The sequence below is a fragment of the Citrobacter sp. Igbk 14 genome (assembly GCF_028069825.1).
Classification (GTDB): Bacteria; Pseudomonadota; Gammaproteobacteria; order Enterobacterales; family Enterobacteriaceae; genus Citrobacter.
This window is the reverse complement of sequence record NZ_JANEWM010000019.1, coordinates 48,491-72,960: the sequence shown is the minus strand read 5'-3', so window position 1 is coordinate 72,960 and position 24,470 is coordinate 48,491. Positions and strand designations below refer to the sequence as shown.

Genomic DNA, 24,470 nt, shown 5'->3' with positions numbered 1-24,470 from the left:
ATAAATGTATTTATTTTTGAAGTAATGAATGCTAAAACGTCGCTCTTATTGATAATGCTTATCAAAATTATTATCAATTACGCATTTCATTCAGGCGAGACCTGCAGGGTATAACGTCCACAGAGATGTCCCTTCGTTTGAGTGAAACCTTCTAATCAATAATAATAAGTCATTCATTAACATGGATAAAAATCGCAATCTGCCGTCTAGTAGTTTTCACTCGCTCACCTTCTTTGCCGGCCTGTGTATTGGCCTGTCTCCTGTAGCCCAGGCCGTCGCCGCAGGCTCACAAGAGACAAAGCAGGAAGATACGCTGGTCGTTGAAGCGGCCAAGCCCTCGCTGTATGCCCCAACGCACTCTGCCGACCCGAAGTTCTCTCGTCCGGTGGCTGACACCACTCGCACTATGACGGTGATTTCTGAGCAGGTTATTAAGGATCAGGGGGCAACCAATCTTACTGATGCGTTGAAAAACGTGCCCGGTGTTGGTGCATTTTTTGCGGGTGAAAATGGTAATTCCACCACCGGCGATGCGGTGTATATGCGAGGAGCTGACACCTCAAACAGCATTTATATCGACGGTATTCGTGATATTGGTAGCGTCACGCGTGACACCTTCAACACTGAACAGGTTGAAGTGATTAAAGGGCCTTCCGGCACCGACTATGGTCGCAGTGCCCCCACAGGCTCCATCAATATGATCAGCAAGCAGCCGCGCACCGATTCAGGTATTGATGCCTCAGCCAGCGTCGGTAGCGCCTGGTTCCGCCGGGGAACACTGGATATCAATCAGGTCATCGGTGACACCACCGCGGCACGCTTAAACCTGATGGGTGAGAAAACGCATGATGCCGGACGCGATAACATTAAAAACGAACGCTACGGCGTGGCCCCCTCTATTGCCTTTGGTTTAGGCACCGAAAACCGACTGTATCTGAACTATCTACACGTCACCCAGCACAACACACCGGACGGAGGAATTCCGACTATTGGTCTGCCTGGCTACTCAGCGCCGTCTGCTGGAACATCGGCCCTGAACCATTCAGGAAAAGTAGATACGCATAATTTCTATGGTACCGACTCCGATTACGACGACTCGACGACCGATACCGCGACAATGCGTTTCGAGCATGACCTGAGTGACAGCACGACCCTTCGCAACACCACGCGCTGGTCGCGCATTAAACAGGATTATCTGATGACCGCGGTCATGGGCGGCGCATCAAACATCACGCAGCCAACCCGCAACGTCGATACCTGGAGCTGGTCACGGGTGGCGAATACCAAAGATGTCAGCAACAAAATCCTCACCAACCAGACCAACCTGACGTCAAAATTTTATACCGGTGCTATCGGACATGACATCAGTACCGGCGTGGAGTTGACCCGTGAAACACAGACCAACTATGGCGTAGCGCCACTCACCCCGCCACCGGTCAATATTTACTCACCGAACAGCAACGTGAACATTGGCGGATTATCCCGTAATGGCGCTAACGCCAACGGACAGACCGATACTTTCGGTATTTATGCCTTCGATACGCTGCAAATTACGCGTGATATTGAACTGAACGGTGGTATTCGTCTGGATAATTACCGAACCGAGTATGACAGTGCAACCGCGTGCGGCGCTTCTGGTCGCGGTGCCGTCGCGTGCCCAACGGGCGCTGCCAAAGGTTCTCCGGTCACCACCGTCGACACCGCGAAATCCGGAAATCTGGTGAACTGGAAAGCGGGTGCGCTGTACCATTTGACCGAGAACGGCAACGTTTACATCAACTACGCGGTTTCTCAGCAACCGCCGGGCGGCAGTAATTTTGCCCTTGCTCAAAGTGGGACCGGTAACAGCGCCAACCGTACCGATTTTAAACCGCAAAAGGCAAAGACCAGCGAAATCGGGACGAAATGGGAGGTGCTGGATAAACGCCTGCTGTTGACCGCCGCCGTTTTCCGCACGGATATCGAGAACGAAGTTGAACAGAACGATGACGGGACATACTCCCAGTATGGCGAAAAACGTGTTGAAGGCTACGAGCTCTCCGTGGCAGGAAATATTACCCCGGCATGGCAGGTGATTGGCGGTTATACCCAACAACGCGCCACGGTGCATAGTGGTCAAGACGTCGCGCAGGATGGTTCGTCTTCCCTGCCGTATACGCCGGAACATGCCTTCACGCTCTGGAGTCAGTACCAGGCCACTGATGATGTTTCCGTTGGTGCCGGTGCTCGTTACGTGGGCAGCATGCATCGCGGTTCGGACGGCGCCGTTGGGACGCCATCCTATACCGAAGGTTACTGGGTTGCGGATGCCAAGTTAGGCTATCGCGTAAACCGTAATCTCGATTTCCAGTTGAACGTCTACAACCTGTTTGACACCCAATACGTATCCTCCATTAACAAAAGTGGATACCGCTACCATCCGGGTGAGCCAAGAACCTTCCTGCTCACCGCGAATATGCATTTCTAATCCATTGCGTGGGGCGCAAGCCCCACTTTCAGGAGAAACACTGATGATGTACCACATTCCCGGCGTCCTGTCGGCGCAGGATGTCGCCTGGTTTCGCGAACAACTGGAAACCATCGACTGGGTTGATGGCCGTGTCACAACGGGCGCTCAGGGAGCACAGGTTAAAAATAACCAGCAGGTTGACACGCGTAGCGAGCGCTATATGGCATTGCAACAAGCGGTGCAGAACGCTGTGAACAACAGTGCGTTGTTTTTCGCTGCCGCACTGCCGAAAACCCTCTCTACACCGCTGTTCAATCGTTATCAGAACAACGAAACCTACGGTTTTCACGTTGATGGTGCGGTGCGTAGCCACCCGGAAAACGGCTGGATGCGTACTGACCTTTCCGCCACCTTATTTTTAAGCAATCCCGACAGCTATGACGGTGGGGAGCTCCGGGTAAATGATACTTACGGGCAACATACGGTGAAGCTTCCGGCTGGCGATCTGGTACTTTACCCCTCCAGCAGTCTGCACTGCGTCACGCCGGTTACCCGTGGAACCCGTGTGGCATCGTTTATGTGGGTCCAGTCGATGATCCGTGATGACAAAAAACGCGCCATGCTGTTTGAACTGGATAAGAACATTCAATCACTGAAAGCGCGCCACGGAGAAAGTGCAGAGATCCTGTCGTTGCTTAATCTTTACCATAACCTGCTGCGCGAGTGGTCCGAAATCTGATACGCCTGTAGGCGCTCGTTTTTCCCCCATCTCATTCGCTATAATTATTCTATAAACGAATTCTATAAAACGAATGACAGGAGGCACACATGGCATCCGGCTGGGCAAATGACGACGCCGTGAACGAACAGATCAACAATACGATTGAAGATGCTGTTGCCCGTGCCCGTGGCGAGTTACCCACGGGAGAAAGTCTGCATGAATGTGAAGAATGTGGCAATCCTATCCCGCAGGCGCGCCGTGAAGCGGTACCTGGCGTGCGTTTGTGCATCTCCTGCCAACAGGACAAAGATTCACATAAATCTGCATTTTCAGGATATAATCGCAGAGGTTCGAAAGACAGCCAGCTACGTTGACTAATCTTTACCAAAAGTTTCAGCGCATACGATTTCCTTTACGAGCACGCTTTTTCACTCACGGTGTAGCAAAATGTGCCGTTGTCACTTTCTCTGTAAAGCGCAATGACAAGAACTGTAAATCCCTCTTCTGAATTTATTAATATTCAATAAGTTATTTGTCATTCAATTTTTTTGATTGATGTCGTCAATTCTATTCGATTTTCTCTCACCGAAAAAAACGTGATACTTCTCACATCGACAGAACAACGTCTACTGAACAGAACATCGACTAACCGAATAAACCTGCGAGAGAAAAATCATGAAAAACATTAAATTTGCTGTTGCTGCTATCGCCCTGTCTACCCTGTCATTTGGTGTTTTCGCTGCTGAGCCGGTCACCTCCACTCAGGCACAAAGCATGAATAAAATGGGTGTGGTATCTGCTGATGGTGCCACCACGCTGGATGGCCTGGAAGCAAAACTGGCTGAAAAAGCGGCTGCTGCGGGTGCAAGTGGTTACAGCATCACCTCCGCTGTCGGCAACGACAAAATGAGCGGCACCGCGGTTATCTACAAATAACCAACAGAATTCCTGTACGACCCAATGCTCCAACCCTCATTGACCCTGTTTGTTACCCTTGTTTGCCCGTCCGCCACTGGACGGGCTTTTTTTTTATCTAACGCTCAAGCCGTTGGCGAAACGCCTGCAATACCGCATCCGGCATACCGATTTGCCGTGCCGCCTCACATATCGCTTGCCAGCTTCCGGCATCAAGCGGGATACCCTGCGCCAGCCGCTCTTCACGGGTATTCACTTCCCACTCGCCCGGTAACAGGATGGGCGCATCCTCAGCATGCGGCGACGCTTTGACCCATTCAGCAAATGCCGAAACCTGATTGTCACAATCCGGGGCACCGAAGAGTGTTGGGTTAATGATGATCGTGGTCATGCAGTTAATAATGGCATCTGCACTGTTCTGCAAACTGGCTTCGTGGGTCGTTTTACCGCCAGAGAGCGCACCGCCCAGGATTTCACACATTGCCGCCAGCGCGTAGCCTTTATGCTGAGCGAAGGTGAGCAGCGAGCCCAATGGTGATTCCTGCATAACAGCAGGATCGGTGGTAGGAGCCCCCAGGGCATCAATCAGACAGCCCGGCGCAACCGGCTCACCTTTGTGCCACGCCACGCGCGTTTTACCGAAAGCAATGGCGCTGGTCGCGTAGTCCAACAGCAACGGGAAATCATTTTTACGTGGAAACACAACGCAGAAAGGGTTGGTGCCAAAACGGCTATCACGACCATGGAACGGCGCAACCATCGGAATCCCCACCACATTCACAAAGTGTATAGAGGCAAAGCCCGCCTCCGCACACTGCTCCGCCCAGTAGCCAATGCGTCCAATATGGTGAGAATTATGCAGTGCTACCGCAGCAATTCCGTACTGCTGTGCTTTCTCAATCCCCAGCGCGATAGCTTCATGCGCGGCTACCTGACCAAATGCGCAATCCCCATCCAGCGTAACCACTGCCCCCGCCTCTTTCACCACTTTCGCATGACGATTGATCTGCAAATGCCCCTGCGTGAATGAGCGAATGTAGCTTGGGATCATCCCAATACCGTGTGAATCATGGCCGGCGAGGTTTGAGGCAATCAGATGATCGGCCACCAACTGCGCTTCCTGCTCGTCACTCCCCATCTGGCGGAAAACGGCCTGAATAAACGCATGCAGCGTTGGCGCGTGAAAGCGATGTCCACTGTTCATTGTAATCTCCTGTTGTGTTGCGTGTTTGTTGTGTTTCTTATTTTTCAACAAACTATGCTGCGCTACGGTAGCCAGGAGGTCAATAAACGTGCAGAAATTTCACGTTGCAGAGGGTACAGGACAGGAACGACTGACGGGCCAGATGACAGGCCCGTCGGGATGACGAAAGGGTCAGAAGCTTTGATCGACGCGAGCAAGCCCGTCTGCCAGCGTGGCGGATTCCCCGGTGGCCACCAGACAGCAAGCCATCTGAATTTTCAATGAGGCCGGTATCGGCTCGCTTCCGGCCAGACAGCGTTCTATCCAGCGGGCAGTCGTCTCTGGATCTTTTGCTACCGGCAGTGGGACTGGCTCGTCAGGCATCTCACTCTGGCGGTCCTGTAGCACACGCACTCCCGTCGGGTCTATCAGGCTAATCTGCGGGCAACGTTGCGGGTTGGCATACACTTCGCCTTCCGTGCCGTGCATCAGCAGACCACGGCCGCCGATGTCGCCGAAAAATTTTGCCACTCGCGAGACATATTCGGGATGAGAAACACTGGCAAGACGCAGCGCGGCATCTTCTGCAAACGGTGTGGCCAGCTTCGCCAGCGTATGTGCACTGTTGCGAACGCCCATTCTCCAGCGCATCGCCAGTTGCGTCTCCAGCGGCGGACACAGCGCGCGCACCGGAATAAACACCGGTTCATGGCCATCCAGTTTTGCCTGTGCCTGGCCGGCATGCAGCGTGGGCATGATCCCCATCAGTTCAAAAATGGTTTCTGTCAGCACGCGGGTTGGGTCTTCGCTGACGCCGTGTACCAGCACCGGGAATCCCAGTTTATGCAGTAAAATAGCCAGCAGCGGCGTCAGATTGGCTTGCTTTCGCGCGCCATTGTAACTGGGGATCACAATAGGCATGGGTTTGGCAACAGGCGGCGTCAGGCGAATGGTATGGTTTTGCATCGCTTCATAAAAGCCCAGCATCTCCGCTTCTCCCTCGCCTTTAATGCGCAGCGCAATCAGCACGCCGCCCATCTCAAGGTCAGGGACATCGCCATTCAGCATATGGGTATACAGTCCGCGAGCAGTATCCTGGTCCAGGTCACGCGCGTGATTTTTACCTCGCCCAATCTCTTTGATGATTTTGCGGTAATCCATCGATAACTCCTTTCCTGTTGCTCGCATCGTTAACGCCGACGGCGGCGCGTGGGTTTCGCTTTTTCTTTTGGTTTTACTATAACGTCTGGCACAGCAGGTTGCTCTATCGGAAAAATGGGTAACGCATTCAGTAAACGCTTGCCATAGTTTTTGGTCAACAACCGCTTATCGTAGATCACGACTTCACCCCAGCAGCCATGGCTACGAATGAGTCGCCCAACTTGCTGGATCAAATTGAACGACGCTGCCGGTAAGCTTTGCACCTCAAAAGGGTAGCGGTTCAGGCTTTTCAGCCACTCGCCCTCAGTGAGCACTACCGGGCTGTCGATGGGCGGAAACGCGATTTTGTGAATATGTACCTGGGTCAGCAATTCGCCTTTCAAATCCAGACCTTCGGCAAAAGATTGCAGTCCGACCAGTACGCTGCGTTCGCCGTTTTCTACCCGCTTTCGGTGTAACTCCACCAGACGATAGCGCGGCTGGTCACCCTGTACCAGCAGCAGCAAGCGCAGATCGGTAACATGCTCAAGAAAACGCTGCATCGCCCGCCCGCTGGCAAAAAGCACCAGCATGCCCTGATGCTTTTTACTTTCCAGTTGCTCGCGGAAATAGGCCGCCATTTCCGCAATATGCTGCTCTTCGTTCTCCATCAACGGTTCGTAACGCATCTTTGGAATGACGATTTTGCCTTGCTCGACATGGTTAAACGGTGAATCCAGCGCGACAAAGCGGTCTCCCGCTTTTTCTTTCAGACCGCTCATCTCCTGCAGACGCGAGAAGCTATTGAGAGAACGGAGCGTGGCAGAGGTCACAATAATATGCGGTACGCTACGCCACAGCAGTCGTTCGAGCTGATCGCTCACGCGGATCCCGACACAATGGAACCAGACATGGATCTGCCCATCGCGCACCTCGCGCGTCGCCCATTTACTCACCGGCGCGCCTGACGACTGCGCCAGCGACGCCAGACGCCACAATTTGCTTTGCGCCTCAAACATGCCCAATGCCCGGTTCATCTGCAAAATAACCCGATGCAGACGCACGATATCGTGGGTACCGGTTTTTTCACTGAGATCGTTGAGGAACAGTTCTGCCAGGCCACGCAGCATTTCCGTCAGTTTCGCCAGTCGCTGGCAGATCTCCATTACTTCATCAGGCAGTTCTCCCATTGCAAAGCGGTGTTCCGCTTCCTGCGTGGCGGGCATATAGAGATTGAGGATGTTATTAAGTGAAGCGATCAGTTCATATAGCTCTTCACAGTGACCATTCAACCGCTCGGCGTTCGCCAGCGGCGGCGTGGTTTTCGGGCGGAACTGCTCCATGCAGGTCGCCACTAATTTGCAGAACAGGTCCAGTTGAAGTCGATACCAGGGCGCGCTGATTTCCGCACTCATCTCCAGTGCATCGCGGGCGACATCCGGCAAATGATGGCCTTCATCAAGAACTAACAGCAGGTTTTTCGGCTCTGGCAGTACGGCTTCGCTTTCCATGGCCGCCATCACCAACGCGTGGTTCGCCACCACGACTTCGGCTTCCTGAATCTCGCGGCGGGCGACAAAAAAAGGACATTCACGATAGTAGTGGCAGTTACGGTTCAGACAGCTCGCTTTATCGGTGCTCAAACGCTGCCAGAGTCCGTCGTCAATAGCGATATCAGTGTGATCGCGCAACCCGTCCCATTTATAGCTGTCGAGATCGCCTTTCAGCCTGGCGCAGCGCTTTTGTTCTTCCTGATTATTGGGTGTCAGATCATCGTCGAGAAAAGCCAGCAGATCCTGTTGATTGGGTTCGGTACTCGCCAGTGCGGCTAAATTGCGCGGGCAGACATAACGACCACGACCAAAAGCAGCGGTAAAACGCAGATCGGGGATGATTTTACGCAGTAGCGGCAGGTCTTTGCTGTAGATCTGATCCTGCAGCGCGACGTTAGCGGTACTGACCACCAACGTTTTCTGTTCTTCACGCGCAATGGCGATACCGGGGATCAGGTAAGATAACGTTTTCCCTACACCGGTCGGAGCTTCAATCGCCAGATGCCGTCCCTCTTCCCCTGCCAACGTTTTCGCGACATCGGCAATCATCTGTCGCTGCGGTGCACGGGGAATAAAGTCGGGGATCTGTTCCTGAAGCGCCTTGTACCAGGCGGCTATTTGCGCTTTTAGCGCCGCGGTTAATGCCATGAGAAAACCTGAAATACTGTATAAACAGCCACCATTGTGGCACATTTCAGACGCTCAATGTACCTTTTTCCCCCATTCTGGAAAGCGGCTCGCAGCACCGACCTAAACTGCCGGATGGCGGCTTACACACCTTATCCGGTCTACATCCGGGTTCGCGTCTTATTCGGCCTACAGTGAGGGACATTGCAGGCCGAATAAGGATGTCGGTTAATAGTACCCCAACAACTTCCACCACAGCATGCCCACGGCAAAAATGATAATCACATTCGCCGTCACCACGCAGAGGTTGATTTTGTAAAAGCGCGGACGTTCAAAATACCCCTGGGCAAAATAGATGGGACCTGGCCCACCACCGTACTCCGTATTGCCCCACATCAGGTTACTGAAGATGCCAAAACAGATAGCGACCATCATCGGCGGCGCGCCTGCTGCGATCGCCGTTGCCGCAAAAGGGGCATACAGTGCAGCAACATGCCCGGTCGCCGTGGCAAAGAGATAATGAACGTAAATATAAAGAATCCCCAGCATGATAAAGGATTCTATCGCGCCAAACCCCTGAATACCGCTGCCCAGTTTTATCGTCATCCATTTAATAAAGCCCAGATCGGCAAGTCCGGTCGCCAGACTAATAATGACGCTAAACCAAATCACCGTATCCCAGGCCGCGTGATCATTGAGCAGGCTTTTCCAACTGACTGCGCCAGAGGCGAACAGATACGCGGCCAGCCCCAGCCCGACAGAGGTCGCTGATAATCCCGTGATCAAGCTGGTGCCCCAGCCAACCAACGCCAGCACAAAGCCAAAGGCGACCTTTTTCTCGTTGCTGCTCATCGCACCGAGTTCACCCAGCGCCTGCTTGCCCATCGCTTTTGCTTCTGGCGTACGCTTAAGCTCAGGGTCCAGCAATTTATAGACCAGAAGCGGCATCAGGCAGAAACAGACCATCGCCGGAACCACCGCGGAAATAAACCATCCACCCCAGGTTATCTCAACGCCTAACGAGGATTTTGCCAGACTGGCCACCAGCGGATTCGCCGCCATCCCGGTCAGGAATATCGCTCCGGTTATCGGTGTAAACTGAAAGCACACCATGGTTAAGAAATCACCGATGCGCTTGCCGGTTGCCCCAGGCGCCGAGCCCAGTACATCATTGATTGAACGGGTGATGGGAAAAATAATCCCCCCGGAGCGGGCAGTAACCGACGGCATTGCCGGGGCCATAATCAGATCGGACACCCCCAGCGAGTAAGCGATGCCCAGGCTGCTGCCGCCAAAAAGCGACAGCATTTTGTACGCGATACGTTTCCCAAGCCCTGAGGTAACAAACCCCAGAGAAAGGACATAGGCGCAAAAGATAAGCCATACCGTGCCAGAAGCAAACCCGGAAAGCGCTTTTGCCTCTGGCAAGGTTTTGGTAAAAATGACCACGCAAAGTGCAATCAACATTACCGCCCCCGAAGGGAGCGGTTGGGTAAGAATAGCGGCAATGGTCGCGGCAAAAATGGCAAACATATGCCAGGCCTGAGGCGTCAGACCATCAGGTACGGGATAAAACCAAATGATCCCCCCAATGACCAGCGGTATCAGGAACGACAGAATGGATTTTCCCGCGACAGAATTCGTTGACATAAAAATATCCTTATTCCGTTAACCCGAGAACCATCATTTCTGCGACAGATATTTGGCCAGCACCTGATCGACCATTGCAGGAGCCATTCCCAGGTAATTCGCCGGGTCGGTCAGTTCTTCAATCAACTGTGGGTCCAGTCGTTCACAGACGGATGGCATCGCATTCAGCACATCCGCCAGTCGCCCCCCGTGTTCATTGACGATACGGCAGGCGTCATACACGACATCATGCGCATCCTGACGACCGATATACGGTGCCAGTCCCATCATGACCGCTTCAGCCACAATCAGTCCGTTGGTCATGCCGAGGTTACGTTTCATCGCCGCTTCATCAACCACCAGCCCCGCTAGCATAAAGTTGGCCTGATGCAATGCCCCGGCGCTGAGGACGAAACTTTCCGGGATAGCAATCCATTCCGCATGCCACGGCCCGGTCGCCCGCTCCAGATCTTGCACCATCGCATCCAGCATCAGTCCCGCTTGCTGACGTACGCCTTTCGCACAGGCCAGCATCAACTCGCTGGAAATAGGGTTACGTTTCTGCGGCATAGTACTGCTGGCTCCGCGGCCTTTGACAAACGGTTCATACAGCTCACCAAACTCGTTTGATGCCATCAGCATCACGTCATACGCAATTTTGCCCAGCGAACCGGTCATCACCGCCAGCAGGTTTACGGCTTCTGCAAAACCATCACGTGCAACGTGCCAGGTGGAGGTCGGTACATTGAGCCCTAACTCTTCCATCATGGCTTTTTGTACCGCCAGACCTTTATCCCCCAGCGATGCCAGCGTACCGGCCGCACCCGCAAACTCGCCAACCAGCACACGCGGACGCGCCTGGGCAAGACGTTCAGCGTGACGTTCGAACATATCCAGCCAAATAGCCGCTTTATAACCAAAGGTCACCGGTAACGCTTGCTGCAAATGGGTTCTTCCCGCCATTGGCGTGTCACGGTAACGGCGCGCGAGGTCAGCGAGCGTCGCACGAAGTTTGTCCATATCGGTTTCAATTAACGCAAACGCATCACGAATTTGCAGAACGACCGCGGTGTCCATGATGTCCTGCGTGGTTGCGCCCCAGTGCACATAACCACCAGATTCCCCGGCTTGTTTCGAAATCTGGTGTACCAACGGCAGGATGGGATAACCCACAATCTCGGTTTCATGGCGCAGCAAATCGAAATCCAGCGTATCGGCATTACATTTCTCGGCAATTTCCTGCGCCGCAGCCTCGGGTATCACACCGCAGCGTGCCTGGGCTTTGGCTAAGGCCACTTCCACTTCCACGTATTTGCGTACCAGCTCGCGATCGTCAAACACCGCGCGCATCGCCGGTGTGCCGAAAGAATCCCTGAACAGAACAGAATCAAGTACATTCGAAGCCATAAATCCCCCTGGAAAATCTGATAATGATAAGATGCGTGTTTCGGGTCGTTTGTTGGATAAACAAAGACCGCCACAATGTCCAGACATAGTCAAATGTCCGTACATTTAAATGTACGGACATTTATAGTATTCATGAGAAATGTATGGAATAGTCCGTACATATTTTTGTGATGAAGATCATTAATTTTTTGATGAAACCGCGATGAAAGAATCTCTGTACAAGCGAATAGCACGTGAACTGGCACAGCAAATTTCGGTGGGTACCTTTGCTCCCGGCTCGCTGTTTCCCACAGAAATGGAGCTGTGTGAAACGTGGCAGGTCAGCCGCCACACCATAAGAGAGGCGTTGAGGGAATTAACAGAACAAGGGCTGATTTCACGGCGTAAAGGTGCAGGAACTCGCGTTTGCGAACCACAGGCAAACGGTGTTAATCACCCGCTATCGCATCTGGAAGATCTGTTACTGCTGGCAAAAAACAACCTGCGCGTGATTAAGAAAATCGACGAGATTGTGGCGGATATTGAGCTTTCCCAGATGATTGGTTGTCCGCCAGGTTCCCGCTGGCTGCACATTGCCAGTACCCGTGAAGATGCGCAGAACCCGGATGCACCAATCTGCTGGACCGACAGTTACGCCAGTACGGATTACGCCAAGCTGCGCACGTACATCCGCGACGATCCGCACTCGTTAATTAGCGATCTGATCGAAACGCACTACGGCATTAAAAGCCATGAAGTTCACCAGACGATTACGGCCGTCGGCGTGCCCAGGAAAATAGCAAAAATCCTTAACGTCGCACCTGATTCTCCGGCGATGAGAATTGTGCGTCGCTATCTGGACAGGGAAGGAAAGGTATTTGAAACGACGATTTCGATTCATCCGGCAGGACGCTATACCTGCTCAATCGTACTGAAATCGCAAAGTTCTGGGGAATGATGCATTGCGTATCCGACCTACGCGACAGGCAGGCCGGATAACATGTTTACGCTGCCATCCGGTAACGTAACTTACTGTGCAGACGAAGGTTTGCGCGGACGACGTGGCGGACGAGGCTTATCGCCCGCCGGTTTGCCTTCGCTGCTACGCGGTTTCGCTTTTGGCGCACCGCCATCCTGACGACGCGGCTGCTGCCCACGACCCGCACCACCCTGACCACGACCACCGCCGCCACGCTGCTGACGTCCGTTCTGGATCGGCTCAGCTTTGATTGACGGGTCTGGCTCATAGCCCGGGATCGCAATACGCGGGATCTCTTTTTTCAGCAGCTTCTCGATATCACGCAGCAACTTGTGTTCATCAACGCACACCAGCGACAACGCTTCACCGGTTGCCGCCGCACGGCCGGTACGGCCAATACGGTGCACGTAATCTTCCGGTACGTTTGGCAACTCGTAGTTCACAACATGCGGCAGCTCTTCGATATCCAGCCCGCGCGCTGCAATGTCGGTCGCCACCAGCACGCGAATATCCCCGGATTTAAAATCAGCCAGCGCACGCGTACGCGCCCCCTGAGATTTATTGCCGTGGATCGCCGCACTGCGAATACCGTCTTTGTTCAACTGTTCTGCCAGATGGTTCGCGCCGTGTTTAGTACGGGTAAATACCAGCACCTGCTGCCAGTTACCCTGACCAATCATCTGCGACAGCAGTTCACGTTTACGTTTTTTATCCACGAAATGCACATGCTGAGTCACCTGCTCTGACGCGGTATTACGACGCGCCACTTCGATTTCCATCGGGTTGTGCAACAGTTTTTCGGCCAGCGATTTAATGTCGTCAGAGAACGTAGCCGAGAACAGCAGGTTCTGACGTTTTGCCGGCAGTTTAGCCAGTACGCGACGAATATCATGGATAAAACCCATATCCAGCATGCGGTCAGCTTCGTCCAGTACCAGGATCTCAACCTGATCCAGTTTCACCGCATTCTGGTGTTCCAGATCGAGCAAACGACCCGGCGTTGCAATCAGTACATCCACACCACCGCGCAGTTTCATCATCTGCGGGTTAATGCTGACGCCGCCAAAAACCACCAGCGAGCGAATATTCAGATACTTACTGTAATCACGCACGTTTTCGCCAATCTGAGCCGCCAGTTCGCGGGTTGGCGTGAGGATCAGCGCACGTACCGGACGACGGCTTTTGCCATGCGGCTGATGGGTAATGAGATGTTGTAACAGTGGCAGGGTAAAACCTGCCGTTTTACCCGTGCCGGTCTGGGCGCTGGCCATCAGATCGCGGCCTTCCAGCACGGCAGGGATCGCCTGCTGCTGAATAGGGGTAGGTTCACGGTAACCCTGCTCGGCAACGGCACGTAAAATATCAGGGTTTAAACCAAGGGAATCAAAAGACATAACAACTCCGAACCACCCTGACCGTTACCGGTGTCGTTTTCAGGGAGATACATATAATAGAGATGACAAAAACCACAATGTCATGAAGGGGCGGAGTGTAGCAGTTTTTGTGATATACCGCATAAATTTCCCGCCCACGGAAAATACGTCGACAGACTGGACAAGGTGACGTATGAGTCATAATCTTAATCAATCGATTGATTAAGTTCAGAGTCGCGCAATGAATACACCCACCATGACAACCAAAGGTGAACAGGCGAAAAATCAGCTCATTGCCGCCGCACTGGCGCAATTTGGCGAGTACGGCCTGCATGCCACTACGCGTGATATTGCGGCTCAGGCCGGACAAAACATTGCGGCCATCACCTACTATTTTGGCTCAAAAGAGGATTTATATCTCGCCTGTGCCCAGTGGATTGCTGATTTTATCGGCTCGCAGTTTCGCCCTCACGCGGAGGAAGCAGAGCGACTGTTTTCTCAGCCAAAGCCAGACCGGGCCGCGATGCGCGAACTTATCCTGCGCGCCTGCAAAAATATGATCATGCTGTTAACCCAGGACGACACGGTCAACCTGAGCAAATTTATTTCGCGCGAGCAGCTTTCCCCTACCGCCGCGTATCAACTGGTGCATGACCAGGTTATCGATCCACTGCATACCCACCTGACACGCCTGATCGCCGCCTATACTGGCTGCGATGCCCATGATACCCAAATGATCCTGCACACCCACGCCATACTTGGCGAAGTGCTGGCCTTTCGCCTGGGTAAAGAAACGATTCTGTTACGTACGGGCTGGTCACAATTTGATGAGGATAAAACCGCGCTGATTTACCAAACCGTCACCTGTCATATCGATCTTATTCTGCAAGGTTTAACGCAAAGGAGTCTGGAGTCATGAAAAAACCTGTCGTTCTTGGGCTGGTTATCGCGGCCCTCGTTGCCGTGATTGCCGGTGGAACGTGGTGGTATCAAAGTCGGCAAGATAACGGCCTGACGCTGTACGGCAACGTCGACATCCGTAGCGTCAACCTGAGTTTTCGCGTCGGTGGTCGACTGGCCTCGCTGGCGGTTGACGAAGGCGATGCCATTACCGCAGGCCAGGTGCTGGGCGAACTGGATCACGCTCCGTATGAGAACGCGCTGATGCAGGCGAAAGCCAATGTTGCCGCCGCCCAGGCACAGTACGACCTGATGCTGGCAGGTTATCGGGAAGAAGAAATCGCGCAAACTGCCGCGGCGGTAAAACAGGCGCAGGCGGCTTATGATTACGCGCAGAATTTTTATAATCGACAGGTAGGATTGTGGAAAAGTCGCACCATCTCCGCCAACGATCTGGAAAATGCCCGTTCATCGCGTGACCAGGCGCTGGCATCGTTAAAATCCGCGCAAGATAAACTCACGCAATATCGCAGCGGTAACCGTCCGCAGGATATTGCGCAGGCAAAAGCCACACTCGAACAGGCTCAGGCTGAGCTGGCACAGGCTGAGCTTAATTTGCATGACACCACACTAACCTCACCGTCTGACGGTACGCTGCTTACCCGTGCGGTCGAACCCGGCAGTATGCTAAGCGCAGGCGGTACGGTACTGACGCTGTCGCTCACCCGCCCGGTCTGGGTGCGCGCCTATGTTGACGAGCGTAATCTGAGCCAGGCGCAGCCGGGACGTGAAATTTTGCTCTACACCGACGGTCGGCCGGACAAACCGTATCACGGTAAAATTGGCTTCGTGTCACCTACTGCAGAATTTACCCCGAAAACGGTGGAAACCCCGGACCTGCGTACTGACCTGGTTTACCGTCTGCGTATTGTCGTGACCGACGCAGACGACGCGCTACGCCAGGGAATGCCGGTGACGGTAAAATTCGGTACCGAGGCGCGGCATGAATGACGCCGTCATTACGCTGAATGGTCTGACGAAACGCTTTGCCGGGATGGAAAAACCGGCAGTCGCCCCACTCGACTGCACCATTCATGCAGGCTACGTTACCGGGCTTGTCGGGCCTGATGGTGCCGGGAAAACCACGCTGATGCGGATGCTGGCGGGGTTGTTAAAACCTGATGACGGCAGCGCCACAGTGATCGGCTTCGACCCCATCAAGGACGACAGTGCGCTGCATGCGGTACTGGGTTATATGCCACAGAAATTTGGCCTGTATGAAGATTTAACCGTCATGGAGAACCTCAATCTCTATGCCGATTTGCGCAGTGTCACCGGCGAAGCGCGAGAAAAAACGTTTGCCCGCCTGCTGGAATTTACCTCGTTGGGGCCATTTACCGGGCGTCTGGCTGGCAAACTTTCCGGTGGGATGAAACAGAAGCTGGGGCTGGCCTGTACGCTGGTCGGCGAGCCCAAAGTATTGTTGCTTGATGAGCCGGGTGTCGGCGTCGATCCCATCTCCCGTCGTGAACTGTGGCAAATGGTGCACGAACTGGCGGGGGATGGCATGTTGATCCTCTGGAGTACCTCGTATCTGGATGAGGCAGAGCAGTGCCGCGATGTGCTGCTGATGAACGAAGGCGAACTGTTGTATCAGGGCGAACCGACGCAACTGACGCAAACCATGGCGGGCCGCAGTTTCCTGATGAGCAGTCCGCAGGAAAACAACCGTCGGTTGCTGCAGCGGGCATTAAAACTACCGCAGGTCAGCGACGGGATGATTCAGGGGAAATCGGTACGTTTGATCCTGAAAAAAACAGCCACTGCGGACGATATTCGTCGGGCGGACGGGATGCCGGAGATTAACATCAGCGAAACGACTCCCCGCTTCGAGGATGCCTTCATTGATTTACTGGGGGGGGCTGGTACGTCGGAATCCCCACTGGGCGCGATCCTGCATACGGTGGAAGGAACGCCTGGTGAAACGGTGATCGAAGCCAAAGCACTGACCAAGAAATTTGGTGATTTTGCGGCCACCGATCATGTGGATTTTGCCGTACAACGTGGTGAGATTTTTGGCCTGCTTGGGCCGAACGGTGCCGGTAAATCCACCACCTTTAAAATGATGTGCGGCCTGCTGGTCCCCACCTCCGGCAAAGCGCTGGTGCTGGATATGGATCTGAAAGTCAGCTCCGGCAAAGCGCGCCAGCATCTGGGTTATATGGCGCAAAAATTCTCCCTGTACGGCAACCTGACGGTTGAGCAGAACCTGCGCTTTTTCTCTGGCGTCTACGGTCTGCGCGGCCGTGCGCAGAAAGACAAAATTGGGAGTATGAGCGAGGCATTCGGCCTGAAAAGCATCGCGTCTCACGCCACCGACGATCTGCCGCTGGGCTTTAAGCAGCGCCTGGCACTGGCCTGCTCGCTGATGCATGAACCCGATATCCTGTTCCTTGACGAACCCACTTCCGGGGTCGATCCCCTCACCCGTCGGGAGTTCTGGCTGCATATCAACAGCATGGTAGAGAAAGGGGTTACGGTGATGGTCACCACCCACTTTATGGACGAGGCGGAATACTGTGACCGTATCGGGCTGGTGTATCGCGGCAAGCTGATTGCCAGCGGCACACCTGATGACCTGAAAGCACAAGCAGCCGATAGCGACACGCCGGACCCGACTATGGAGCAGGCGTTTATTACGCTTATCAATGACTGGGATAAGGAGCATACGCATGAGTAGCCACTCTCTCTCCTGGCGGCGCGTGCGGGCGTTGTGCGTGAAAGAAACACGCCAGATCGTCCGCGATCCCAGTAGCTGGCTAATTGCGGTAGTGATCCCGCTACTGCTGCTGTTTATCTTCGGCTACGGGATCAACCTCGACTCCAGCAAGCTGCGGGTGGGGATTTTGCTTGAACAGCAAAGCAAAGAGGCGCTGGACTTTACCCATACCATGACCGGCTCGCCCTATATTGATGCCACCATCAGCGATAACCGTCAGGAATTGATTGAGAAAATGCAGGCCGGACGCATTCGCGGCCTGGTGGTGATCCCGGTAGATTTTGCCCAACAGATGGCGCGCCCCAACGACGTAGCGCCCATTCAGGTCATCACCGACGGCAGTGAGCCAAACACGGCTAACTTTGTGCAGGGTTATGTCGAAGGTATTTGGCAGATTTGGCAAAAGCAACGGGCGGAAGACCGCGGTGAATCGTTCGAGCCACTGATCGATGTGCAGACCCGGTACTGGTTTAACCCGGCGGCCATCAGCCAGCATTTTATTATTCCTGGGGCGGTCACTATCATTATGACGGTCATTGGCGCGATCCTCACTTCGCTTGTGGTGGCGCGTGAGTGGGAACGTGGCACCATGGAAGCGCTGCTGTCTACCGAAGTCACCCGCGTCGAACTGCTGCTGTGTAAGCTTATCCCCTATTACTTTCTTGGCATGCTGGCGATGCTGCTGTGTATGTTGGTTTCGGTATTTATTCTGGGCGTGCCGTATCGCGGTTCGTTGCTGATCCTGTTTTTTATTACCAGCCTGTTTCTGCTCAGCACGCTCGGTATGGGTTTACTGATTTCCACCATCACTCGCAATCAGTTTAACGCCGCACAGGTGGCGCTAAACGCCGCCTTCCTGCCCTCAATTATGTTGTCGGGATTTATCTTCCAGATAGATAGCATGCCGGCGATTATCCGCGCGGTGACTTACATTATTCCCGCACGCTATTTCGTCAGCACATTGCAAAGCCTGTTTCTGGCGGGAAATATTCCGGTGGTGCTGATTATCAACGTGTTGTTTTTAATCGCTTCGGCGGTGATGTTTATTGGCCTGACGTGGCTTAAAACCAAACGTCGGCTGGATTAAGGGGACTGGCATGTTTCATCGCTTATGGACATTAATTCGCAAAGAGCTGCAATCGCTGCTGCGTGAGCCGCAGACGCGGGCCATTCTGATTTTACCGGTGCTGATTCAGGTCATTCTGTTCCCGTTCGCCGCAACACTGGAAGTCACTAACGCCACTATCGCTATCTATAACGAAGATAACGGTAAACATTCGGTGGAATTAACCCAGCGTTTTGCCCGTGCCAGCGCCTTTACCCATATTCTGCTGCTAAAAAGCCCACAGGAAATCCAACCCACCATCGACACGCAAAAAGCACTGCTGCTGGTGCGCTTCCCGGCAGACTTCTCGCGTAATCTGGATACTTTCCAACAAGCACCCATGCAGCTCATTCTCGATGGGCGCAACTCCAACAGCGCGCAGATCGCCGCGAATTATCTGCAGCAGATCGTTAAGGCGTATCAGCAGGAGCTGATGGACGGCAAGCCAAAACCGAACAACAGCGAGCTGGTCGTGCGTAACTGGTATAACCCCAATCTGGATTACAAATGGTTCGTAGTTCCGTCGCTGATCGCTATGATCACCACCATCGGCGTGATGATCGTCACCTCACTGTCGGTCGCTCGTGAACGCGAACAGGGCACACTCGAACAGCTGCTGGTTTCCCCGCTGACGACCTGGCAGATTTTCATCGGTAAAGCGGTGCCTGCACTGATTGTTGCCACCTTTCAGGCCACCATCGTACTGGCCATCGGCATCTGGGCCTATCACATCCCGTTTGCCGGTTCACTGGGTTTGTTCTACTTCACGATGGTGATTTACGGGTTGTCGCTGGTGGGATTTGGCTTGCTGATTTCGTCATTGTGCGCGACACAGCAGCAGGCATTTATCGGCGTCTTTGTCTTTATGATGCCGGCGATTTTGCTGTCCGGATATGTCTCTCCGGTCGAAAATATGCCGGTATGGTTACAAAACCTGACGTGGATAAACCCGATCCGTCACTTTACGGACATCACAAAACAGATTTACCTGAAGGATGCGAGTCTGAAGATTGTCTGGGGAAGTTTGTGGCCGCTATTGGTAATAGCGGCCACAACAGGCTCAGCGGCGTATGCGATGTTTAGACGCAAAGTGATGTAACTTTTTGTCTTTCGCCAACAGCGAGACCACTGCGGGTCCGGCAAGGATCGCCAGCCCCGCCAGCGCCAGTAACACGTTGTTTTGCAGCACACGCGACAGCAGCCACAGTACGATCATTGCCGCACCGAAATACCACGTGGTCGTCAGCTCTTCCAGCACGTCAGCCACATCACGCCAGCGCTGTTCATGGTGACGTTGCAATGCCAGCATTAAGATAACCGTTACGCCATACACGACGCATAATCCCAGGCCGACGTGCACCAACTTGCCACTCATCCAGCCCATTACCAGCAACGCCACTACCAGTAAATGCAACACAATCTGCCAGCAACTTAGACCCGTTGCGACACGAACACGTTGTTGCCACCTCATGGCTTTTCTCCTGAAGGATTTTTAACTAATTATTCAGAGTACCGGACTTTACGGAAAATTCCGCAACACCGCATCTTTTTGTGACGGCGACTACACTATTTATTTCGCCACAGAATTCGCGATACGGTCAAAACCCCCCGCATCCCGAAGGATGACGGAGAGAGTCAGGAAAGTGACGCCAACGGGAGAATCATGAGCGAATCCGCAGACCGATTTTCATTCAATGTGCTCACCATTAATACTCACAAGGGTTTCACCGCCTTTAACAGACGCTTTATTTTGCCCGAGCTGCGGGATGCCGTCAGGGCAGTTGGCGCTGATATTGTGTGCCTGCAGGAAGTGCTGGGCGCTCACGACGTACACGCACTGCAGATAGAAAACTGGCCGGATACCAGCCACTACGAGTTTCTGGCCGACACCATGTGGAGCGATTTCGCCTACGGGCGCAATGCCGTGTATCCACAGGGGCATCACGGCAACGCCGTGCTATCGCGTTACCCCATTGAACATTATGAAAACCGTGATGTATCCGTTGGCACGAGTGAAAAGCGTGGTGTGCTTTACTGCCGCATTGTGCCGCCGATGCTTTCCCGCCCGATTCATGTGATGTGCGTCCACCTCGGTTTGCGTGAGGCCCATCGCCAGGCACAGCTCAGCATGCTGACAAATTGGGTCAATGCCCTGCCCGACACGGACCCCGTGGTGGTTGCTGGCGATTTTAACGACTGGCGACAGCAGGCGAATTATCCGTTGAAGAGCCAGGCCGGTCTTGACGAGATTTTTACTCGCGCTCACGGTCGCCCGGCACGAACGTTCCCGGTGCGATGTCCTCTACTGCGCCTCGACAGGATCTATGTAAAAAATGCTAACGCCAGTATGCCAACCGCGCTGGCGCTGCGACACTGGCGACATTTGTCCGATCATGCCCCCCTGAGCGCGGAGATTCGTGTATGAAAACTGGCTGGCGTGAAGGCAATCAAATTCAGCTACTGGAAAACGGCGATCAGTACTATCCCGCCGTATTTCACGCGATTGAACACGCGGAGCAAAAAATCATTCTGGAGACCTTTATCTGGTTTGAAGATGCGGTAGGAAAACAGCTACATGCCGCGCTGCTCGCTGCCGCGCACCGCGGGATCGCCGCAGAGGTGTTGCTGGACGGCTATGGCTCACCAGATCTCAGCGATCGCTTTGTCGAAGAGTTAACCGCGGCGGGTATTGTTTTCCGTTATTACGATCCGCGCCCACGTCTGTTCGGGATGCGCACCAATCTGTTTCGCCGGATGCATCGCAAAATTGTGGTCATTGACGATCGCATCGCCTTCGTTGGCGGCATTAATTACTCCGCCGAACACATGTCTGACTACGGTCCGGAAGCCAAGCAAGATTACGCTGTGCGTGTTGAAGGCCCGATTGTGGTCGATATTCTTACCTTCGTGCTGGAGAGCCTGCCGGGACAAAGCGCCGTACGCCGCTGGTGGCGGCGGCATCACCGGGCCGTCGAAAATCATCGCCCCGGTGAAGCCCAGGTGCTGTTCGTCTGGCGTGATAACGAGGAACATCGCGATGATATTGAACGCCATTATTTGAAAATGCTCGCGCAGGCAAAGCGGGAAGTGATTATTGCCAATGCCTATTTCTTCCCCGGTTATCGTCTGTTGCATGCACTACGTAAAGCGGCGCGACGCGGCGTACGGGTAAAACTCATCGTTCAGGGCGAGCCTGATATACCCATTGTGAAAGTGGGTGCCCGGTTGCTGTATAACTATCTGGTCAAAGGGGGCGTCCACGTCTATGAATATCACCGCAAGCCGCTGCATGGCAAAGTGGCGCTGATGGACGATCACTGGGCTACCGTCGGCTCCAGCAATCTTGACCCGCTCAGTCTGTCGCTGAATCTGGAAGCCAATCTCATTATTCATGACCGTGCTTTTAATCAGATACTGCGCGACAACCTGAACCCTATTATTGCGCAGGACTGCAAGCGGGTTGACGAATCCATGCTGCCAAAACGTACCTGGTGGAACCTGACCAAAAGCGTATTGGCATTTCACTTTTTACGCCACTTCCCGGCACTGGTCGGTTGGCTACCGGCACACACTCCACGCCTGACTGAAGTTGAGCCGCCGGCACAACCCGCGCTCGAAACACAAGATCGCATTCAAACCGGGGATGCAGGAGGAAAAAACTGATGGCGACGTCGGGTGAAAAAGTTGCGGGTATCAAACGAGGAGGCGATGGCTAAATCATCATGACTTTAGTGCCGGATGCGGCTTAACGCCTTATCCGGCCTACTTTCAAGGCCGGACAGGCGCAGCGCCATCCGGCGACAAGCATTATCGACGATTGCCGAAGATACGCAGCAACATCAGGAACAGGTTGATGAAGTCCAGATACAGCGTTAACGCGCCGAGGATCGCATACTTGCGCAGATTCGAACTATCACGCAAGTCGATCTGCTCACCGATGTTTTTCAGCTTTTGCGTATCGTAGGCCGTCAGGCCGACAAACACGATCACCCCAATGTAGGTCACCGCCCACATCAGCGCTTCGCTCTTCAGCCAGAAGTTAACCAACGAAGCCAGAACGATACCAATTAACGCCATAAACAGCATGTTACCCAAGCCGCTGAGATCGCGTTTAGTGGTGTATCCGTACAGGCTCATAATACCGAACATCCCGCCGGTGACCACGAAGGTGCTGGCGATAGACGAGTAGGTATAAACGATAAAAATACTCGATAGCGTCAGCCCGGTTAACGCCGAATAGAGCATAAACAGCGTCGTTGCCATTCCGGCACTGAGCTTTTGCACCATTCCCGACAGGACAAATACCAGCGCCAGTTGTGCAATGATCAGCCCAAAGAAGGTAATTTTGCTGGAAAAGACAAACATCATCACCGCAGGCGTATTCGCCGCATACCATGCAATAAACGCCGTCAGTAACAACCCACAGGTCATCCAGCCGTAGACCTGCGCCATGTAGGTTTGCAGGCCGGAACGGGCCTGCACAATAGAATCGGATCGTGGGAATCGGTCCATGACAATCTCCTGAGTCAGTATGTGCCTAAACCAATTGTACTCTACCAGCGTTTTGCTGCTTGCTTATCGCTGTCGCGGGCGTCGACCCAACGTTCACCTTCTGGCGTGGCTTCGCGTTTCCAGAACGGCGCACGCGTTTTCAGGTAATCCATAATGAACTGCCCGGCATCAAACGCGCTACTACGGTGTGCACTGGTCACACCGACAAAAACAATTTCATCGCCCGGCCACAATTCGCCAATACGATGGATCACCGTTACCCGGCCTAACGGCCAGCGCGTACGCGCTTCGTCGACGATTTCCGCCAGCGCTTTTTCAGTCATCCCCGGATAGTGTTCCAGCGTTAATGCTTGCACGCTGTCACCCAGATTATGATTGCGGACTTTACCAGTGAAGGTGACCACCGCGCCGTCTTCATCGCGCTCGGCAAGCCAGGGGTATTCATCACCGACGCTGAAGGGTGCATGCCCAACAACAATTCGCGTTTCAGCCATTTTAGCCTCCGGTCACTGGCGGGAAGAAAGCCACTTCATCACCCGCCCTGAGAGGATGTTCAAAGCTGACCAGCGTCTGGTTTACCGCCGCCAGCAGCTTGCCATCTTCCAGCGCCAGTGCCCAACGATCGCCTTTGCCTGCCAGATGCTGGCGCAGTGCTTCTACCGTTGCAAATTCAGCTGTCACCTCTAGCGCATCGGTGTTAACCAGTTCTCGCACCTGGGCAAAGAAAAGAACCTTAATCATGTGCATCCACCTTAAAATCCCCCGACTTGCCGCCGCTTTTTGCCAGCAGACGTACCGGACCAATCACCATATCCTTTTGTACTGCTTTGCACATGTCGTAAATGGTCAACGCCGCTACGGAAGCCGCCGTTAATGCTTCCATTTCAACACCGGTTTTTCCCGTCAGCCGACATAGCGTTTCGATGCGGACACGGTTGTGTTCCGGTTCGGCCTGCAGGTTGACTTCAACCTTGCTGAGCATCAGCGGATGGCACAGCGGGATCAGATCCCAGGTGCGTTTAGCCGCCTGAATACCCGCAATGCGGGCCGTAGCGAAAACATCACCTTTATGATGGCTGCCATCAATAATCATCCCCAGCGTTTCACTACGCATGGTCACGAATGCTTCAGCTCGCGCCTCGCGTACCGTCTCTGCTTTGGCAGAAACATCCACCATGTGCGCTTCACCAGCGGCATTAATATGGGTTAATTGCGACAT

General features: G+C 53.7%; 23 protein-coding genes. 12 read left to right on the top strand and 11 right to left on the bottom strand.

The genetic code is table 11. The features are described from left to right. Positions 1-181: 181 nt before the first annotated feature. The 4 genes from NNN64_RS09915 (at position 182) to ybiJ (ending at position 4,106) form a co-directional block, all read left to right on the top strand. Positions 182-2,467: a catecholate siderophore receptor Fiu gene (locus NNN64_RS09915; protein WP_271441270.1), complete on the top strand. Its 2,286-nt coding sequence runs from the start codon at positions 182-184 to the stop codon at positions 2,465-2,467. A 43-nt stretch (positions 2,468-2,510) separates the two neighbouring features. Beyond that, positions 2,511-3,188 carry a PKHD-type hydroxylase YbiX gene (ybiX, locus tag NNN64_RS09910; protein ID WP_271441269.1) on the top strand — a complete coding sequence of 226 codons (678 nt, stop codon included), beginning with the start codon at positions 2,511-2,513 and terminating at the stop codon, positions 3,186-3,188. Positions 3,189-3,277: 89 nt separating this feature from the next. After that, a complete protein-coding gene (locus tag NNN64_RS09905) occupies positions 3,278-3,544 on the top strand; it encodes a DksA/TraR family C4-type zinc finger protein (RefSeq protein ID WP_271441268.1) in 267 nt (88 codons plus the stop codon). A gap of 301 nt (positions 3,545-3,845) precedes the next feature. Continuing rightward, complete coding sequence (gene ybiJ, locus NNN64_RS09900; protein WP_048212199.1) at positions 3,846-4,106, top strand: DUF1471 family protein YbiJ; 261 nt, start codon at positions 3,846-3,848, stop codon at positions 4,104-4,106. A 97-nt stretch (positions 4,107-4,203) separates the two neighbouring features. Here the strand turns inward: ybiJ and NNN64_RS09895 are convergent, their stop codons facing one another. From NNN64_RS09895 to NNN64_RS09875, 5 genes are all read right to left on the bottom strand, one after another. After that, positions 4,204-5,289, bottom strand: a complete 1,086-nt coding sequence (locus NNN64_RS09895) for a malate/lactate/ureidoglycolate dehydrogenase (RefSeq protein ID WP_271441267.1) — start codon at positions 5,287-5,289, stop codon at positions 4,204-4,206. Between the two features lie 171 nt (positions 5,290-5,460). Further along, positions 5,461-6,429, bottom strand: coding sequence for a DNA-binding protein YbiB (ybiB, locus tag NNN64_RS09890; RefSeq protein ID WP_271441266.1), 969 nt, complete (start codon positions 6,427-6,429; stop codon positions 5,461-5,463). A 29-nt stretch (positions 6,430-6,458) separates the two neighbouring features. Next, a complete protein-coding gene (gene dinG, locus NNN64_RS09885) occupies positions 6,459-8,609 on the bottom strand; it encodes an ATP-dependent DNA helicase DinG (RefSeq protein ID WP_137384326.1) in 2,151 nt (716 codons plus the stop codon). A gap of 207 nt (positions 8,610-8,816) precedes the next feature. Then, on the bottom strand, positions 8,817-10,238 hold the full coding sequence (locus NNN64_RS09880; RefSeq protein WP_271441265.1) for a DASS family sodium-coupled anion symporter: 1,422 nt from the start codon (positions 10,236-10,238) through the stop codon (positions 8,817-8,819). Between the two features lie 33 nt (positions 10,239-10,271). Beyond that, on the bottom strand, positions 10,272-11,624 hold the full coding sequence (locus tag NNN64_RS09875) for a class-II fumarase/aspartase family protein (RefSeq protein ID WP_271441264.1): 1,353 nt from the start codon (positions 11,622-11,624) through the stop codon (positions 10,272-10,274). A gap of 202 nt (positions 11,625-11,826) precedes the next feature. Between NNN64_RS09875 and NNN64_RS09870 the strand changes: the two genes are divergently transcribed. Next, positions 11,827-12,561 carry a GntR family transcriptional regulator gene (locus NNN64_RS09870; RefSeq protein WP_271441263.1) on the top strand — a complete coding sequence of 245 codons (735 nt, stop codon included), beginning with the start codon at positions 11,827-11,829 and terminating at the stop codon, positions 12,559-12,561. Positions 12,562-12,632: 71 nt separating this feature from the next. Here the strand turns inward: NNN64_RS09870 and rhlE are convergent, their stop codons facing one another. Next, complete coding sequence (gene rhlE / locus NNN64_RS09865; protein WP_271441262.1) at positions 12,633-13,976, bottom strand: ATP-dependent RNA helicase RhlE; 1,344 nt, start codon at positions 13,974-13,976, stop codon at positions 12,633-12,635. A gap of 220 nt (positions 13,977-14,196) precedes the next feature. Between rhlE and cecR the strand changes: the two genes are divergently transcribed. Genes cecR through NNN64_RS09840 form a run of 5 tightly spaced genes read left to right on the top strand, consistent with a single transcriptional unit; the run spans position 14,197 to position 19,838 of the window. Then, the gene (cecR, locus tag NNN64_RS09860) at positions 14,197-14,874 is read left to right on the top strand and encodes a transcriptional regulator CecR (protein WP_271441261.1); all 678 of its coding nucleotides are present in this window, start codon (positions 14,197-14,199) and stop codon (positions 14,872-14,874) included. Beyond that, complete coding sequence (gene hlyD / locus NNN64_RS09855; protein WP_271441260.1) at positions 14,871-15,866, top strand: secretion protein HlyD; 996 nt, start codon at positions 14,871-14,873, stop codon at positions 15,864-15,866. Before cecR ends, hlyD begins: the two co-directional genes overlap by 4 nt. Further along, positions 15,859-17,595: an ATP-binding cassette domain-containing protein gene (locus NNN64_RS09850; RefSeq protein ID WP_202039079.1), complete on the top strand. Its 1,737-nt coding sequence runs from the start codon at positions 15,859-15,861 to the stop codon at positions 17,593-17,595. The genes hlyD and NNN64_RS09850 overlap by 8 nt, the downstream gene beginning before the upstream one ends. Continuing rightward, positions 17,588-18,721 (top strand): ABC transporter permease, encoded by a 1,134-nt coding sequence (locus tag NNN64_RS09845; RefSeq protein ID WP_121584394.1) that lies wholly within the window; start codon positions 17,588-17,590, stop codon positions 18,719-18,721. The genes NNN64_RS09850 and NNN64_RS09845 overlap by 8 nt, the downstream gene beginning before the upstream one ends. A 10-nt stretch (positions 18,722-18,731) precedes the next feature. Then, positions 18,732-19,838 (top strand): ABC transporter permease, encoded by a 1,107-nt coding sequence (locus NNN64_RS09840; RefSeq protein WP_271441259.1) that lies wholly within the window; start codon positions 18,732-18,734, stop codon positions 19,836-19,838. Here NNN64_RS09840 and NNN64_RS09835 read toward each other — a convergent pair. Then, positions 19,800-20,210 (bottom strand): YbhQ family protein, encoded by a 411-nt coding sequence (locus NNN64_RS09835; RefSeq protein WP_048212208.1) that lies wholly within the window; start codon positions 20,208-20,210, stop codon positions 19,800-19,802. The two genes, NNN64_RS09840 and NNN64_RS09835, sit on opposite strands and share 39 nt — an antisense overlap. 192 nt (positions 20,211-20,402) lie before the next feature. Here NNN64_RS09835 and NNN64_RS09830 point away from each other — a divergent pair, with 192 nt between their 5' ends. After that, the gene (locus tag NNN64_RS09830; protein ID WP_271441258.1) at positions 20,403-21,164 is read left to right on the top strand and encodes an endonuclease/exonuclease/phosphatase family protein; all 762 of its coding nucleotides are present in this window, start codon (positions 20,403-20,405) and stop codon (positions 21,162-21,164) included. Further along, positions 21,161-22,402, top strand: a complete 1,242-nt coding sequence (clsB, locus tag NNN64_RS09825) for a cardiolipin synthase ClsB (RefSeq protein WP_271441257.1) — start codon at positions 21,161-21,163, stop codon at positions 22,400-22,402. The genes NNN64_RS09830 and clsB overlap by 4 nt, the downstream gene beginning before the upstream one ends. 144 nt (positions 22,403-22,546) lie before the next feature. On the opposite strand, the gene NNN64_RS09820 is transcribed toward clsB, so the two are convergent. The 4 genes from NNN64_RS09820 to moaC are packed head-to-tail and all read right to left on the bottom strand — an operon-like array spanning position 22,547 to position 24,470. Then, positions 22,547-23,251: a Bax inhibitor-1/YccA family protein gene (locus NNN64_RS09820; protein WP_137384338.1), complete on the bottom strand. Its 705-nt coding sequence runs from the start codon at positions 23,249-23,251 to the stop codon at positions 22,547-22,549. A 41-nt stretch (positions 23,252-23,292) separates the two neighbouring features. After that, complete coding sequence (gene moaE / locus NNN64_RS09815; protein WP_271441256.1) at positions 23,293-23,745, bottom strand: molybdopterin synthase catalytic subunit MoaE; 453 nt, start codon at positions 23,743-23,745, stop codon at positions 23,293-23,295. A 1-nt stretch (position 23,746) separates the two neighbouring features. Continuing rightward, positions 23,747-23,992, bottom strand: coding sequence for a molybdopterin synthase sulfur carrier subunit (gene moaD, locus NNN64_RS09810; protein ID WP_271441255.1), 246 nt, complete (start codon positions 23,990-23,992; stop codon positions 23,747-23,749). Next, positions 23,985-24,470 (bottom strand): cyclic pyranopterin monophosphate synthase MoaC, encoded by a 486-nt coding sequence (gene moaC, locus NNN64_RS09805; protein WP_271441254.1) that lies wholly within the window; start codon positions 24,468-24,470, stop codon positions 23,985-23,987. Before moaC ends, moaD begins: the two co-directional genes overlap by 8 nt.

Excerpts from the sequence above, each read along its gene's own strand:
- moaE (WP_271441256.1), bottom strand. The coding sequence starts at position 23,745 with ATGGCTGAAACGCGAATTGTTGTTGGGCATGCACCCTTCAGCGTCGGT.
- NNN64_RS09840 (WP_271441259.1), top strand. The coding sequence starts at position 18,732 with ATGTTTCATCGCTTATGGACATTAATTCGCAAAGAGCTGCAATCGCTG.
- ybiB (WP_271441266.1), bottom strand. The coding sequence starts at position 6,429 with ATGGATTACCGCAAAATCATCAAAGAGATTGGGCGAGGTAAAAATCAC.
- NNN64_RS09870 (WP_271441263.1), top strand. The coding sequence starts at position 11,827 with ATGAAAGAATCTCTGTACAAGCGAATAGCACGTGAACTGGCACAGCAA.
- NNN64_RS09915 (WP_271441270.1), top strand. The coding sequence starts at position 182 with ATGGATAAAAATCGCAATCTGCCGTCTAGTAGTTTTCACTCGCTCACC.
- cecR (WP_271441261.1), top strand. The coding sequence starts at position 14,197 with ATGAATACACCCACCATGACAACCAAAGGTGAACAGGCGAAAAATCAG.
- rhlE (WP_271441262.1), bottom strand. The coding sequence starts at position 13,976 with ATGTCTTTTGATTCCCTTGGTTTAAACCCTGATATTTTACGTGCCGTT.
- ybiJ (WP_048212199.1), top strand. The coding sequence starts at position 3,846 with ATGAAAAACATTAAATTTGCTGTTGCTGCTATCGCCCTGTCTACCCTG.
- clsB (WP_271441257.1), top strand. The coding sequence starts at position 21,161 with ATGAAAACTGGCTGGCGTGAAGGCAATCAAATTCAGCTACTGGAAAAC.
- moaD (WP_271441255.1), bottom strand. The coding sequence starts at position 23,992 with ATGATTAAGGTTCTTTTCTTTGCCCAGGTGCGAGAACTGGTTAACACC.
- hlyD (WP_271441260.1), top strand. The coding sequence starts at position 14,871 with ATGAAAAAACCTGTCGTTCTTGGGCTGGTTATCGCGGCCCTCGTTGCC.
- dinG (WP_137384326.1), bottom strand. The coding sequence starts at position 8,609 with ATGGCATTAACCGCGGCGCTAAAAGCGCAAATAGCCGCCTGGTACAAG.
- NNN64_RS09875 (WP_271441264.1), bottom strand. The coding sequence starts at position 11,624 with ATGGCTTCGAATGTACTTGATTCTGTTCTGTTCAGGGATTCTTTCGGC.
- NNN64_RS09830 (WP_271441258.1), top strand. The coding sequence starts at position 20,403 with ATGAGCGAATCCGCAGACCGATTTTCATTCAATGTGCTCACCATTAAT.
- ybiX (WP_271441269.1), top strand. The coding sequence starts at position 2,511 with ATGATGTACCACATTCCCGGCGTCCTGTCGGCGCAGGATGTCGCCTGG.
- NNN64_RS09905 (WP_271441268.1), top strand. The coding sequence starts at position 3,278 with ATGGCATCCGGCTGGGCAAATGACGACGCCGTGAACGAACAGATCAAC.
- NNN64_RS09845 (WP_121584394.1), top strand. The coding sequence starts at position 17,588 with ATGAGTAGCCACTCTCTCTCCTGGCGGCGCGTGCGGGCGTTGTGCGTG.
- moaC (WP_271441254.1), bottom strand. The coding sequence starts at position 24,470 with ATGTCGCAATTAACCCATATTAATGCCGCTGGTGAAGCGCACATGGTG.
- NNN64_RS09835 (WP_048212208.1), bottom strand. The coding sequence starts at position 20,210 with ATGAGGTGGCAACAACGTGTTCGTGTCGCAACGGGTCTAAGTTGCTGG.
- NNN64_RS09850 (WP_202039079.1), top strand. The coding sequence starts at position 15,859 with ATGAATGACGCCGTCATTACGCTGAATGGTCTGACGAAACGCTTTGCC.
- NNN64_RS09880 (WP_271441265.1), bottom strand. The coding sequence starts at position 10,238 with ATGTCAACGAATTCTGTCGCGGGAAAATCCATTCTGTCGTTCCTGATA.
- NNN64_RS09895 (WP_271441267.1), bottom strand. The coding sequence starts at position 5,289 with ATGAACAGTGGACATCGCTTTCACGCGCCAACGCTGCATGCGTTTATT.
- NNN64_RS09820 (WP_137384338.1), bottom strand. The coding sequence starts at position 23,251 with ATGGACCGATTCCCACGATCCGATTCTATTGTGCAGGCCCGTTCCGGC.